Annotated in this window: 13 protein-coding genes; all 13 read right to left on the reverse strand. The window is 37.6% G+C overall.

Annotated features, from left to right (window positions below; all coding sequences use genetic code 11):
* Positions 1-79: 79 nt before the first annotated feature.
* The 13 genes from QSJ81_RS12890 to QSJ81_RS12950 all read right to left on the reverse strand — a co-directional run bounded on the left by QSJ81_RS12890 (position 80) and on the right by QSJ81_RS12950 (position 14,924).
* On the reverse strand, positions 80-1,249 hold the full coding sequence (locus QSJ81_RS12890; RefSeq protein WP_285717788.1) for an ROK family protein: 1,170 nt from the start codon (positions 1,247-1,249) through the stop codon (positions 80-82).
* A gap of 391 nt (positions 1,250-1,640) precedes the next feature.
* Entirely contained in the window at positions 1,641-1,976 is a 336-nt protein-coding gene (locus QSJ81_RS12895) for a L,D-transpeptidase (protein ID WP_285717789.1), read from the reverse strand.
* Positions 1,977-2,043: 67 nt separating this feature from the next.
* The gene (locus QSJ81_RS12900) at positions 2,044-2,346 is read right to left on the reverse strand and encodes a PTS sugar transporter subunit IIA (protein WP_285717790.1); all 303 of its coding nucleotides are present in this window, start codon (positions 2,344-2,346) and stop codon (positions 2,044-2,046) included.
* 1 nt (position 2,347) lies between these two features.
* Positions 2,348-2,677: a PTS sugar transporter subunit IIB gene (locus QSJ81_RS12905; RefSeq protein WP_285717791.1), complete on the reverse strand. Its 330-nt coding sequence runs from the start codon at positions 2,675-2,677 to the stop codon at positions 2,348-2,350.
* Positions 2,678-2,714: 37 nt separating this feature from the next.
* Positions 2,715-3,983, reverse strand: coding sequence for a PTS sugar transporter subunit IIC (locus tag QSJ81_RS12910; protein ID WP_352230896.1), 1,269 nt, complete (start codon positions 3,981-3,983; stop codon positions 2,715-2,717).
* 31 nt (positions 3,984-4,014) lie between these two features.
* Positions 4,015-6,801: a sigma-54-dependent transcriptional regulator gene (locus tag QSJ81_RS12915; RefSeq protein WP_285717793.1), complete on the reverse strand. Its 2,787-nt coding sequence runs from the start codon at positions 6,799-6,801 to the stop codon at positions 4,015-4,017.
* 115 nt (positions 6,802-6,916) lie between these two features.
* Positions 6,917-8,302 carry an aminotransferase-like domain-containing protein gene (locus QSJ81_RS12920; RefSeq protein ID WP_285717794.1) on the reverse strand — a complete coding sequence of 462 codons (1,386 nt, stop codon included), beginning with the start codon at positions 8,300-8,302 and terminating at the stop codon, positions 6,917-6,919.
* Positions 8,303-8,676: 374 nt separating this feature from the next.
* On the reverse strand, positions 8,677-8,976 hold the full coding sequence (locus QSJ81_RS12925; RefSeq protein ID WP_038674710.1) for a PTS lactose/cellobiose transporter subunit IIA: 300 nt from the start codon (positions 8,974-8,976) through the stop codon (positions 8,677-8,679).
* Positions 8,977-9,002: 26 nt separating this feature from the next.
* On the reverse strand, positions 9,003-9,305 hold the full coding sequence (locus tag QSJ81_RS12930; protein ID WP_285717795.1) for a PTS sugar transporter subunit IIB: 303 nt from the start codon (positions 9,303-9,305) through the stop codon (positions 9,003-9,005).
* Positions 9,306-9,397: 92 nt separating this feature from the next.
* Positions 9,398-10,687 carry a PTS cellobiose transporter subunit IIC gene (gene celB, locus QSJ81_RS12935; protein ID WP_285717796.1) on the reverse strand — a complete coding sequence of 430 codons (1,290 nt, stop codon included), beginning with the start codon at positions 10,685-10,687 and terminating at the stop codon, positions 9,398-9,400.
* A 380-nt stretch (positions 10,688-11,067) separates the two neighbouring features.
* Complete coding sequence (locus tag QSJ81_RS12940) at positions 11,068-12,504, reverse strand: glycoside hydrolase family 1 protein (protein ID WP_285717797.1); 1,437 nt, start codon at positions 12,502-12,504, stop codon at positions 11,068-11,070.
* Between the two features lie 91 nt (positions 12,505-12,595).
* Entirely contained in the window at positions 12,596-13,945 is a 1,350-nt protein-coding gene (locus QSJ81_RS12945; protein ID WP_285717798.1) for an S-layer homology domain-containing protein, read from the reverse strand.
* Between the two features lie 619 nt (positions 13,946-14,564).
* Positions 14,565-14,924: a zinc ribbon domain-containing protein gene (locus QSJ81_RS12950; RefSeq protein WP_285717799.1), complete on the reverse strand. Its 360-nt coding sequence runs from the start codon at positions 14,922-14,924 to the stop codon at positions 14,565-14,567.
* Positions 14,925-14,929: the final 5 nt, after the last annotated feature.

The raw sequence follows: 14,929 nt of genomic DNA on the forward strand, positions 1-14,929 counted from the left end.
ACAACTTATTTTTTTCATAGTCACTCTTTATAGATCCTTACCACCTATTTTTGTAAGGATCTATAAACGAGAAACATTACTACACTACAGGCGAAGCATAAAGTCTGGATATGACCAGCGCTGCGGCCCCCATAGCACAAGCGTGCATATTAAGCTCAGAAGAGAGTATTTTTACAGAATAATATTTAGAAGCAAAACAACGGAGTTCAACTTCTTTGCGAAGTTCATCCATAAGTATATCACCTACTAAAGGCAACGTATTTCCGATTATCACGATTTCAGGATTAAAAGCATTAATTAGATTGGCTACACCAATTCCCAAGTACTTTCCTACATATTTAAACCCTTCTTGAGCAGCGTCATCCCCATTTGTTGCTAAATCAATAAGATCGAAAACGCTTAACGATTCTACAGAAGTATGCTTTTGCATGTATCGAAATAATGCCTTTTCTGATGCATACTCTTCCCAGCAGCCGTGATTTCCACAGGAACAAGTCATGCCATTTAGCTCAACCGTCATATGACCAATTTCACCAGCCAATCCCTGTGAACCCCGATACACTTCGTTGTTAATGACAATTCCCGCTCCAATGCCAGTTCCAGCGCTAACATATAATAGATCTGTCGCTTTTTTGCCTGAGCCAAACCACTTCTCACCAATCGCCCCTGCATTTGCTTCGTTATCAATAAATACGGGGACTTGGAATCTAGTTTCAACAATCTCTTTAAGCTTAACGTCTGTCCAGCATAAATTAGGTGCTGACAGAATATGACCCTGTTCATAATTTACAATACCAGGAACACCAATCCCTATACCAATAACGCCACGCACAGAAGGCGGTGCATTTTTAATGGCTTCTTCTATTAATTGAAAGAGATCATCAATTCTCTGTAAAGAGGAATTACCATTCTTCTTTACACTAATACGTCTTTCCCAAATTATTTCTCCCGCGAAATTCGTTAGTACGCTCAAGATATAGTTTACGCCAAGGTCTATACCTATAATATTTCCTACCTCTTTATTAATAGAAAGATGTACTGGCTTGCGTCCACCCTGTGATTCTCCCGTCCCGGTTTCCATAATAAGTTCTTCTGCCAGCAATTCATCTACTAAAGCCGAAACTGTGGATTTATTCAGACCAGTCACTTTTGCTATCTCCGCTCTAGAAATTGGTTTCTTTTTATATATAGTATTTAGAGCTATGGCTTTATTAATTTGTTTTACTAAAATTTGATCAGCAGTTATCATATCTCACTCTACCTGTCTTTTTATTGTTATTTCTTGTTTTCAAGCATATAATCTAATATTTAGTTTGTATATCCAACAAACTAAATTTCTTCAGCAATATCCCTATTTCCTGCTTTTCAAAAGATATTATTTTCCTTTTTATAAAGAAGACTTGATTCAGATGGAGTTTTTAACTCCATCTGAATCTTAGTCGCACTTATCCAGGGACTTAGCCGCTCTTAACTCCCACTATAGAATATGGGAGTCTTAGAGCGGTTTAGTCATCGGATAAAGAGAAAAGGGTCTTCCGTTTAACAGCTTTAACATCAGCAAATGTTATGTTTTTTCTGGTTCACAAAAAACCAGCTAACCAAAGTAAAGCTTAGTTAGCTGGCTTTTCTATAAGTTCTAATTATTTTAAGATCCTTACTGGTGTACCTAATGGAACGATTCGAGATAGTTCTAGTACGTCTTTATTATACATTCGAATACAACCATGAGAGACAACACGACCAATTGAAGATGGGTCATTGGTTCCATGAATGCCATAGTGAGGTCTACTCAACCCCATCCACATTGCACCAAAGGGACCGCCCGGATTCGGTGCTTTATTAATAATAGAATAGGTACCAGTCGGCGTTGGGGTAACCATTTTACCAATACCCACTGGATAATACTTAACAGCTGAGCCACCTTGATAAAGTACTAGTTGTTTGGCTGACAAGTTTACAATAATTGAATACGCCACATCTATCCACCTCCTCTTTAGCATATGCGAAAACTATGTTAACGCTAACTAAAGTAAGGTGCTAAGATTATTTATCTTGCAACATACCAATCATTTCTTTAATTAAATCTTTTGCTAGCAACGCATTCATTAAGTGGTCCTGGGCATGCACTAATAATAGACTGACTTCTTGTTTTTCCCCCTGTGCCTCCAATTGTAATAGATTGGTCTGCATAGCATGTGCTTTTTGTAATTCCTTGGTGGCATCATCAAGCCGTTCTGCTGCGTCTTTATGTTTACCCGAACGCGCTGCCGTTAATGCCTCAAAGCAATAACTACGCGCATTGCCCGCATGCAAAATGATGGTAAAAATAACTTGTTCTCTTTCCACCTTATACCTCCCTCAGATCCTGTTCCTGTTTCACCAGGCTAAAGGCTTGTTCTAAAACACCAATAGCATCAACACGACCATAGTTAATCCCATTGATTACGGCACATCCCTTTTTCCTTGACGTAGCTAATGCCTTAATATATTTCTCTTTGTAACAAATCTGTGGTGCAATGAGCACTACATCATAGTTGTTTATATACTTCTCCATTTCATCAACAGAACAAGCAAAAATGTCCATATTATTTATCTGCTGTTTTTCTCTCTCTGCCTTCATTTTACTCATCAAAAGTCCTGTTGACATACCTGATGCACATACTAATAAAATATTCATGGTAGTCTCCTTTTAGTTTAACGTTACTTAATTGTTACTACTTGCCACAGATAGATTGCTCTTGTTCTTCCTTAACTTTGGCATTATCCCATATTTTTAAAAAGGGATAATAAATGATCCCAGCAATAATAAAATTTAAAACTTGCAGCGCTATCCCCTTCCAGTCTCCCGTTACCAAAAAACCACTGACAAAAGCAGGAGTCGTCCAGGGAGCCAAAGCATAGGGTTTGGCAACGATTCCCGAATTCATAAATACAAAAGTAGTCATTACACAAACCAAGGGAGCGATAATAAAGGGAATCATCATAATTGGATTCATTACGATCGGCATACCAAATGTAATTGGTTCATTAATATTAAAAAAACCTGGCAAAATAGAAGTTTTGCCCAATGCTTTTAATTGGCTGGATTTTACGGTAGTAAATAATAATACTGCTAATGCTAGAGTGGTACCAGAACCACCAATAAGAATAAAAGCATCAATAAATTGTTGACAGATAACATTGGGAATTGCTTCACCGACACTTTTAGCCGCAGCATTTTGTTGGGTAAAAGCCAACCAAATAGGTCCCATAATTCCTGTCCCGACTAAAGCTTGGCCATGTATTCCAAAGGCCCATAAAAGTTGAATGGCAAACACTGCGAATAATGTCGCTGGCAGCGTACCACCTAGATTTAAAAGAGGGGCCGTAACCACTTTATTAATAACGCTAGGAATGGATAACCCTCCCACATCTGCTAACGATACATTAACTAGTAATATTATAGTTAGAATAACGAAACCAGGCAGTAAGGCTGCAAAGGATCTTCCTACGGAAACAGGAACTCCTTTTGGCATAGTAATGATAATATTCTTATTAATCATAAACCGCTGTACTTCCACCACAAATATCCCAATAATCATAGCAACAAATAATCCTTCACTCCCCATTAATCTAGAGGCAATATTGCCATCCTTGGTTAAAGGTGAGGCTAGGAGAAACGCAGAAACGCTCAAAAGACCCGAAGACAAGGTATCTATTTGATAGGAAGCAGCTAAGCCATAGGCCACGGAAAAAGCTGCTACCAGACCCATAATACCAAAAGTGGCACTCACTACTGCAAGCAAAGCAGCACTATAGGGGGCCACTATTTTAGCAAAGAATTCGATTGGTGGAAAGGCAAAAACCAAAAAAAACGATCCAATTAATAATAGGGGAATGGTAGCAACTACACCATCCCTGATTGCTTGCAAATGCCTGTGTTCCGAAATTTTACCTACAATCGGCAGGAAATATCTTTCAAGAAATCTAATTAGCTTATCCAGTAACAAACACCTCCTAACCCATATAAGCTGGCTATGTATAATGAATTAATTTAACAATATTGCAATATTCGCTGATAGGTAACTTGATACGCAAATTTTCTTCGATAGACTGTAGGGCCGCCTCTACAATAACGTAGATTTCTTTATCTATCTCCATATCTATTAATTCGCAGGAATTGGAAGGAGCAATAATTTCACCTGTAAGCAATTTTTCAATGGCACAGGCCAAATGAAGAATTAAGCCAATACTGGCATCCTCACTAATGACAAAACCATTTCTAGCTAGCTCCAAGTAAAATAAGCGGAAAGATTCCATAAACTTTTCACTATCAATACTAACATGCTCACTAATAATCTTTTGCATAAAACTTAGCCTATCTAACGAGAATACAGTTTTTCCTTCCGAAATGTTTTGCTCTTCATCTACATTTACGTCTAAAGATATGTTACAAGGTAAAGTTTCTTTCCCATCACAAAATACGTTTGCTAATAAAACGTCTAGTTTGCCTTCGAGTAATTGTTTTGGAGAAATATAGTGTACAACACTATCCTTTGGCCGAATACTACTAACTACGGCGATTAGATTTTTTTCTTTTTTTATCTTAGTTAGCTTAGCGTCAAAATCCTTCATGCTAGAAATTTCCATAGGAATGATATCAACCCTTCTCTCTTGGGCGGTTAATAAACCTTCAATCATAGTTTTCAGCTTAATGGCTGTACCTTTACCAGTAATACAAGCTACTACAATTACATCATTCTTTAGACGATTACTAATTTCAGGTGGATTTGAATAAATCCGACCAATATAAGGACTCAAGTTAGTTACAGCATAATATATATCATCTAAAGGAACTCGCATTAGCGATTTTCTAACAGCTTCTAGTACCATGGGCGTGCTGGTCATCTCTATGGTTTTTATCGGGATGGATGTATTCTCATAAATCATATGGCCAAACATCACTAAAGATCCCATATCAACTAGCATGATGACGCCTTGCCCTTCATTTCGTTCTTTCACTAGTTGCGTAATTTCCGCTAGTGCGGTTTCCGTCTTTTTCTCAAGAGGCATATCGTATCCAATGGCATGTTGTTCACCGAGCAGTCGATTGGCAACTTCGGCCATGGAGCTGGCAGTACTTGTCCCATGCATGGCAACAACTACACCAACCCGCCCATGATATTCCTTGCCAATATACTCATCTAATACGATAAACATGGTGATAAACCCTATTTCATCAAGTGGTATCTGTATACCAAAAGTATCTTTTAACAATACTCCAAAATGAACCGCTGCCGAAAATTCTTTAGTATAGGATTTCTGTATTTCAGCTAAATGGGGATTTGAAATTTCCTTTCCTTCGCGAATCCTCTCCAGGGTGCTGGATATATGTATCGACATTCCAAATAGGATCTTATCATTAAATTGCTTACCAATTTTATTAGATGCATACCGCAAAAACTTTTGCGTTACATCTACCACTTTTCTATCCACTATTTTATATAATGCTTCTAAGTTATCTTTGCGAAACTTAGCCATATACTGCTTAATATAGGTATCAATATCCAACCCCATAATGAGTTGAATATTTTTTTCGCTCATCCCCTTCATTCTGAGGCTTTTTATTTTTTGTTCTAGCACTTCATAAATACTTACTGTATCCCTATATTTAATTTGAATTTTTTTCCCATGAGAAACTTGAAAAATAATATCTTCTGTTAGGCCAATCGTATCAAGATCCTCTCGATGTTCCTTGTATTTCACGAAGCCTTTCAGAATGTATTCTGGTAATTCCTCACTACTGACTTTGATAATTTCATCCTTGCTGCCTACATAATCTAAAAATGCCCTAGCACAACTAAGTTTGATATCACTTTTTAGTTGACCAATATTATTAGGACAATCATATAATAGAAACGCTTTTAAGGCATTCGGCGATACACTGATAGGAACATTGAGACATTGCACCTCTTGCTTGAAAAAACTTTTAATTAATTCCCAGCGTTCGCTTATCGTTCTCTCTCTGATAACTGGCAACTTAATAATCATAGGAATACGCCGGGTAAAAGTTTTAAGTAAGGAAGAATCAACGTTTTCCGTTGTGGCACAAATAATTAAAACTTCTACCTTTCTATAGGACTCTACTTCTCCCATACTGCGGAATAATCCCTTATCAATTAAATAAAATAGCATTTCTTGCCCTTCTGGCGACAAACGATGGACCTCGTCCAAAAATAAAATACCACCATTCGCTTTTTCCACTAGGCCTACTCGGTCACGATCTGCACCAGTATAACTCCCCTTTTTTGCACCAAATAATTGGGCTAACAGAAGCTGTGGATTATGAGCATAATCAGCACAATTAAAGGCGATGAAGGGAGCATCGGCCTGCAATTTCCCAATTTCTTGGGCATAACGAAAAATGGTTTCAGCAAACATGGATTTACCGACCCCAGTCTCACCTAGTAACAAAGTATGTAAGCCAAGTGGTGGGTATCTAACTGCAGCCTTGGCTTGCTTAACGGCATTTTTCAAACTTTTATCCGCGCCAATGATAGCATCTAAGGCTGATCGTTCCATTTGATCCTCATCTTCACTTTGCAAGCTATCAATACTTTGATATAAAACTGGTTTACCTTCTATTTTTTCCAATCTTCCAGCCTTTACCAACGAGTTTAAATCGCAGGAAGCATTCGATCGCTGAATACCAAGTCTAATAGCCACCTGCTCAGTGGATACGCCCGTTACTATCCCTTCTGTACTGGATTGTTCTTCGCATAAACTTTTAACGATTGTAAATACATTTTCAATTCGTTTCATCCCTACCTCCGGCCTTTTACCACATTAAATCCAAATTTATCAATACCGCATCTAACTATTGTCTAAATATTTCCACTTCACTTCGTGGTTTTATGCACATTATCCTGCAAAAGCTTTACTTTATATACTTTTCGAGAACTCCACAAATGACTTGAAGCCCTTTTTGGATTTCTCTACTATTGCTCCGGGAAATGCTTAACCGTACTCCCTTTTCATAAAAGGAATCATCAATGTAATACAATCTACCTGAAGTAACAAGAACATGCTGTTTCCTTAATTCATTAATAAAAAGATTTTCATTTATATACTCGGGAAGTTTCAAATAAGAATAGAACCCACTTTCCCCGCCAATGCACGTCATCTGATATTTTTCTATATCACGAAAACCACCCCGTAATGCTTTAAGTCGCTGCCCCAATTCTTTTCTAATTGAACTTACATGTTTTTCAAGTAATTTACTGCGAATATAGATATCTAATGTTGCCTGGGAGACCAAAGATGCAGAAAAGTAAGAATGATAATAAGAATACCAGGCATGCTCTTCAAAAGTTGGCACTAAATGGATAGGAATCACTACGAGTCCAATTCTAAACCAGGGTATTATTTTAGAAAAACTTTTTAAGTAAATATGATGATAGTGATCGCCCAACGTATAAATTGTATCGTATTTATGGTCTATAGAAGAAACATCACCAAAATAATCATCCTCAACAATATACACATCATATTTTGCTGCTAATGCTGCTATTGCTTTTCTTTCAGCTTTGCTATATGACGTTCCTAATGGATTATGATTACGAGGTACTGTATAGAAGAACTTAATCTTTTCTTCCCGAAAAATAGCTTCAAGTAGATTTAAATCTATACCTTCTTCAGATCGTTTTATGCCTTTTACCTTAGCACCAATGTGTTTTAAAAAATCAGTGAAAAATCGATAGGTGGGCTGCTCTATCAAAATTACATCCTTTCCATTAGGAAAAGGCATTTGGGTTAACATACTTAGGGCTTGTTGAACCCCTAAGTTAACAAATATGCTCTTGGGAGAAGTGAAAACCTGGAAATTGGCAAGGTATTTTGACATAATATTTCGCAGCGATTCTGTTCCATGTAGATCCCTCAACGCAGAATAATTATTGCTGCTATCAACTGCTCTATTAAGACAATGTTTTAGATCAGGAATATGTATCTTTCCGATTAGCGGATTACCTGTTGAAAAATCGATAACAGAATTATCTACTACTTCATTCTTTAGTAAATTTTCCAACACGTAATAGCCACTTTGCGGTACAGAATATACAATGTGTTTCATTTTTAATGACTCATATGCCTTAACAACCGTGCTTTGACTACAATGATAACATTTAGCCAACTCTCGAACAGATGGCAATTTTTTCTTTTTGTAAGTACCTTGTAAGATATTTTTTTCTAAATCTTCTACGATATTTTGATACATATCTTCCGTTACCCCCTTCAACTGTACTAATACAGTTCTACTCATCATGAGTGCCTCCCTTCCCTTGCCACTAATTTAGGAAATATAATTTAGTGACAGGGAGGTCCTTGCTCATAAATGTTTTAAAGGTTGTAACCTACCTCAGTTTAAGGCCGATTTTCCTTTAACTACGAAATAGAATAACTCATAAACTCATAGAAAAAACGACGCCTGATCTATTCAACTGATCTGGCGTCATTTTTTAAATAGTTGCCTTTAGGGTATTCGTAAAAAGTTATAAGATAAGCTATATTTATCGGCTTGCTCCGTCTATGTTTGAAAACAACTAGGTTTTACAATATAATCATCGCCACAATATGGACGGCATTTAAGCTTGCAGTTTTCATTTTTCATATAGAATTTAATAAATCTTTTTATCTAATCTACTTTTTAAACATTAAAATCATTTCTTCTATTAAATCCTTTGCTAAAATAGCAGTCATCAAATGATCTTGGGCATGTATCAATAAGAGGTTTATTTCCTGTTTTCCTCCCCGCGCTTCCGCTTGTAACAACTCCGTTTGAATTTGATGGGCAGCAATAAGCTGTATTTTTGCCTGGGCCATACTTTCATCTGCTTCCGTAAACTTATGATCGCGTGCATAACGTAGCGCCTCTAAAGCGTGGCTACGAGCATCGCCTGCATGTAGTATGATTGAAAAAGCAACTTGTTCAGTCTCCATTGGTGTCTCCTTTTTTTTAAAAATAACTATTTCTTTAATTGATATGCTTGAGCAAGGACTTTCTTGCCATCGACCATACCATAACTTACAGAATCAATGACAGCATATCCTTTCCCCTTTGCTGTAGCAATTTCACTAATGCTCTTTAATTTGTATCTTATTTGTGGTCCGATAAGCACCACTTCACAGTTATCAATATGCAGCTCTAACTCATCCACTGAACAAGCAAAGATAGTATCCTGATTCCCATTGGCTTGACTTTCATTTTGCATTTTGGTTACCAAAAGACTAGTAGACATTCCTGCATTGCAAACTAATAAAATATTCATAATAACATACCTCTCTTCTCATCTTTAATCCTAATTTTATAATCTCGATGCTATAGACCTCTTATTGACCCATAGCATCGAGATCTTATTACTTAAACTCCAATTGTTAGGTTTGATTTAGCCTTTGCATCCTGTGCAGCACCAAATTCTTCTTTGGTTTTCGCTGCATCCCACATCTTAAAGAAGGGGTAGTAAACCGCACCAGTAATAAAGAAGCAAAATATCTGCAATACTGCTGCTTTTATATCACCTGTATCTAAAAACGCATTGATAATAGGAGGAGTAGTCCATGGCGCCATGACAAATAACTTATCTACTAAACCTGCATCCATAGCAAAGTACGCAATCGTAATAGAAATAAGCGGTGCGAAAATAAAGGGAATCATTAGCACAGGGTTCATTACAATTGGCATACCAAAAAGAATCGGTTCATTGATAGCAAAAAAGGCAGGGCCTATTGCTGATTTACCTAACGCTTTTAACTGTTTGGATCTGGCAATGGTAAGTAACATGATTGCCAATGCAAAGGTGGCACCGGATCCGCCAATATTACCATAAACATCCCATAATTGTTGACATATAATATTGGGAATAGGCAGACCAGCAGCTTTTGCAGCAGCATTTTGTTGGGCTAATGTTAAGTATACAGGACTCATTACACCACCAACTAAGGCAGCACCATGAATACCAACACTCCATAACAACTGGGCAAAAAATATCGCAAGCAGGAAGGCTGGCAAACTGCCACCAAGGCTAAGTAGTGGTGCAGCAAGGATCTTGTAAATAACATCTTGCAAATTGGTTGCACTCATAGATAACATGCTATTAATAAACCACACGACACTGATTGAGATAAACCCAGGAATCAATGACATAAAGGAACGAGCAACCGCAGGAGGTACGCCCTCGGGCATTCTGATAACAAGATTTTTCTTAATCATATAGCGCTGTACTTCTACTACAAAGATGGCTATCAGCATAGCTACGAACAACCCTTTACTCCCCATCCAAGCGGAAGCAATATTACCATCTTTGGTAAAAGGTGTCGCTAGCATAAAGGTAGCCACACTAATCAAAGCATTTCCTAATGGATCCATTTTATAAGAGCCAGCCAATGAATATGCAATAGAAAATGATGCCATTAATCCCATGAGACCCATTGTAGCATTGTTAACGGATAACAAACTACCAACATAGGGTTCCACCATTTTTGCCAATCCAGCAACAGGAGGAAAGGCGATAATTAAAAAGAACGAGCCCATTAATAATAAAGGTATTAAGGATACGACACCATCTCGAATTGCTTTTAAGTGCCTCTGGTCACCAATGCGAGTCGCAACAGGTGCATAATATTCTTCGAGCCATTTGATAAATTTGTCCATAAAGCAACACTCCTTTTTCTTTTACTTACCTGCTACTAGATATTGCAAGATGCATGCCAATACGTAGTAAGAGCTTTTTCGCCGTCTAGAGGCTACTTTGCAGTTAGGACTTCTCTTCTAGAATTCCACTCTGAAGGCCCTATTTATAGGCTTCTTACCACTGCAGACTAACATAAATAGGTAAGTAATAAAGCTTAAGTATCCTTGTACCAGAATGTGTATTTTATCTCCTGGGATCTGTATTATTTTTTGCCATATATATGTCATTTTCTAAATACAAGTGTATTTTTTTCCAAAGTAATGCTAAAAACCAAAAAGGACTGCCTTAAATGGCAGTCCTTACGATTATTCTATCCAAATAGGGGTGTTCAGCATTCCGCTTATAATTCCTTCCCATTGGTTTCAATAACCTTCTTATACCAGTAGTAGCTTTGCTTTTTAATACGTCTCATATCTTTTTCACTTTCTTCATCTCGATTAACATATACAAAGCCATAACGTTTTTGGTAACCATTGAGCCAACTCAGTAAATCTGTAAAAGACCAAACGCAGTAGCCTAATAAGTCGACTCCATCTGTGATGGCTTTTTTGCATTCTTCAAGATGTCTACGGATAAATTCAATTCGATAATCGTCATTTACTACATCCCCTTCTTCGAGTGTATCAAAAGCACCTAAACCATTTTCTGAAATAAGAATTGGCAATCTGTAGCGACACGTAATCCTGCGCAAGGCAATACGTAATCCTATTGGATCAATCTCCCAATCCCAATCTGTCGCTTCTAAATTAGGATTTCTGATGGTTTTAAATAAACCTGGAATACCAGTATCCGGTGTAGACCCTTTTTTCCCTGTTGTATTCATTTGACCTGCCCCAACTCCAGCAAGTGAATTTATTTCATAGGTAGTCGTCCTATAATAATTGACCCCCATAAAATCGGGAATCCCAGCTTTCAATAGCTCCCTATCGCCATCTTCTATAGTAGGAGCCAAACCTTCTCTTTCGAGATAGTTCCAAACTGCCTTGGGATATTCACCCCAAGCATACACATCCATCCACCAAAAACTATTTAGTTCTTCCGCGTTTTCATAGGCTAGTACATCTTCTGGTTTACTACTAGATGCATAGGCAGGAGAGTAAGCAAAGCTGGGGCCAATTTTTCCATTAGGTACAACCTTTCTAAAATATTGGATGACCTTAGCATTCGCTAAGCTGGCAATATGATTTGCCTGATACATCCGCTTGCAGTCCATAACCTTTGGAGGATGAGCCCCACTCAGATAACCATGCATAATAAATATATTTTGTTCATTCAAAGATACCCAATATTTTACCCTATCTCCAAATCGTTTAAAGAGAGTAACGCAATAATTGCTAAAATCCTCGATGATTTTTCTAGATTCCCAACCACCATATGCCTCCTGTAATGCTTGGGGTAGATCCCAGTGGTATAATGTAATAATAGGCTCTACATTATTTTTGATCAGTTCATTGATTAAATCATCGTAGAATTTTAGACCTGCTTCATTGACCTCACCGCTGCCTTCAGGATAAATACGAGTCCAGGCAATAGAGAAACGATACGCTTTTAGCCCCATCTGGGCCATCAAAGCAACGTCCTCTTTATAACGATGATAATGATCAACAGCTACATCACCATTGGTTCCTTTAAAGGTAGTGCCAGGGATTCGCACATAAGCATCCCAATTAGAAGGTCCTTTACCATCTTCATCCCAAGCTCCTTCCACCTGATAAGCCGCCGACGCCGCACCCCACAAAAAGTTTTCAGGAAAATTCACCAATTTTTTATGAATCATATCAATTGCCCCTTTACTTAGAATAATTACTATGTCAGAAGTCTGAAAAAGACCGATAACAAGTTGTTAGCGGTCTTTTTCTATTATTTGATTAGAAGTGCAAGTCAAACTGAGTACGAATCAGCTTTCTGTTGTATTCCGAAGCTGAGTTAGATATTCCTACCTTTTGGTCGGAGTAAAGAGTTGTCCATTGCACATTTTTGGCAATTGCATAATCAACACCTAATACCCAACCTTTAGAATCTTGTCGCAATGAATCCCACTCGTCATCGTGGGAAGGATCGCCATTTAAGCCAAACTTGAAGTATCTAGCATATAGCCCATAGGTTCCTGGCTTGTTCAGGTCACAAGTTTTATAATCTAATCTAATATGCTCTGTATTATTAAAGTCATCTGCATTGGTTTTTGCATAGGTACCGGTCAATTTCAAGTCATCCGTTATCTTGGTGGTGAGAGTGACTCCACCCCAACTGCTCATTTGCTGTTTTTTCACAGTAGTAGTTGGAGCAACCCAGTTTGGCGAACCATTTTTATCTTCGTAGTAACCTGCTGTATTGATTGTCCGATCATTTTTTTGATTGCCACCAACTAGCAAGTTAATATTTAGTTTTTTTGAGATGTCGGTATTAAAGTTAACGCCGTAAATATTTGTATTCGTAGCATCAATCAGACTGATTGCCCCATTACCTTGAGTAGGCTTAGCCGCAAACACAGTAGTTTTTAATTTACCTGTAGGAAGATCCAACCACAAGCCAGTAGCTTCATGGCCCCACACTGCATTGTCCCCAAAACCAATCCATGCCCTACCTGCAGTAACACCTACATCACCCACTTTTCCTTGGGTCCAGATTCTAAACCAAGTACCATCGCCATCATTTGTATTATCCTGCTGTGTACCTAATTTGCTCCATCCATTAGAAGTGTAATCATGCCTTGTCTCACTTGCCCAATATGCTTGCCAATTATCGCTTACTTTGGCAGAACCGTCTAACCTTAAAAAATAATGTTTATTACCACCATTTATATTGTGACCATCACTAGTGTCACTATCATACTTACCGCGGATAAAACCGCTCCATTTTACATTATCCACCTTATTTTCTACTGTAGTCATACGAACATCTAGTTTACTAAGTTCACTGGCATATTCTTGGGATAATTTTTCAATAAGAGCCTTATTGCTTGCGTCAGCTTTATCCATTTTCGACATTGCTTTTGCTACAATGATTGCCATCTCATAACGACTAATGGTTGTATCACCGCGAAATGTACTATCACCATATCCTTCCAGAATACCGTCGTTAGCCAATTTTGTAACAGCTCCATAGGACCAGTGTTTCGCAGGGACATCAGAGAAAGGATTTACTACTGCTGCAAAGGAAGTTCCGGCTATACCTAACACCATAGAAGCCGCCAAAGATGCAATTAACTTTTTTTTCATAATTTAAATCTCTCCTTAGGTTTTTTCGTTTTTTTCTTGTACTACTGAGCCTAATTTGAGAGGGACCTATCTAAGTGTCTACATTTCCTTACATATTCCCTAACTAACAAGCCCATATCTACCATTACTCCATATACTGTACTCAGGTACCTAATATATGGCACCCCCCTCACCTGAGCCGATTGCGTAATGGAAGATCTAAAGTATTCTTACTCCAATACTCTGCAAGTCTCATGCCAATGTTTTTGCAATAATCTGTTATCATACCAACAAAAATTTTTTTTCACCTTCGTCCAAGAAAAATCAGCACTTATGTGTTATGTGGGAAGCAACTTTTTAATTTTAGAAGTTGGTAACCTAGAATGTTACACTTACGTGTATCACTGATATTAAAATGTGTATTCTTTTTCATATATTTTCCAACAAAATGAAATGTTGTGTATTACTTTACACTGCTACAATATTTAACACCAAGAATTTGGGGCGCAAAAAAAGAAAAGGCTCAACGGGCATTTGATTTCTACCCATTGAGTCTTTTCTTTAGACTATTCATTTTAATAACGTTCTAAACCTTATTCTACCAAACTTATAAGCCTCCACACTTGCCGACATTGAGGGATCAGCGTTTCCACCAAAGGTAAACCATCAATAAACCACTCCACAATCCAGTTAAGCTTTGGTATTCTTTAATTGTTTTAAATGTTGCAAGAACATATAGCAGCGCAATACATATTGCTATATAAAATAAATCGTATAGAATCTGCCACACTTTAGACCGATTTGTATGAGGTTTCTTTGGTAAAATCGCTTTATACCATGGCTCAAATCTTTTCCTTTGTTGCGTAACATCAAAAATCTTTAGTTCATTGATGATCGGCAAGGGCTGGGTATCGTCTAAAGGATCTTTTTGCCTCGAACCGCAATGGCGGCAATATTTTGCATTATAAGAAAGTTTTTTACCACAAGAATCACAATACATGGTTA

Origin of the sequence: Pelosinus sp. IPA-1, from assembly GCF_030269905.1 — a bacterium.
Lineage (GTDB): Bacteria > Bacillota > Negativicutes > DSM-13327 > DSM-13327 > Pelosinus.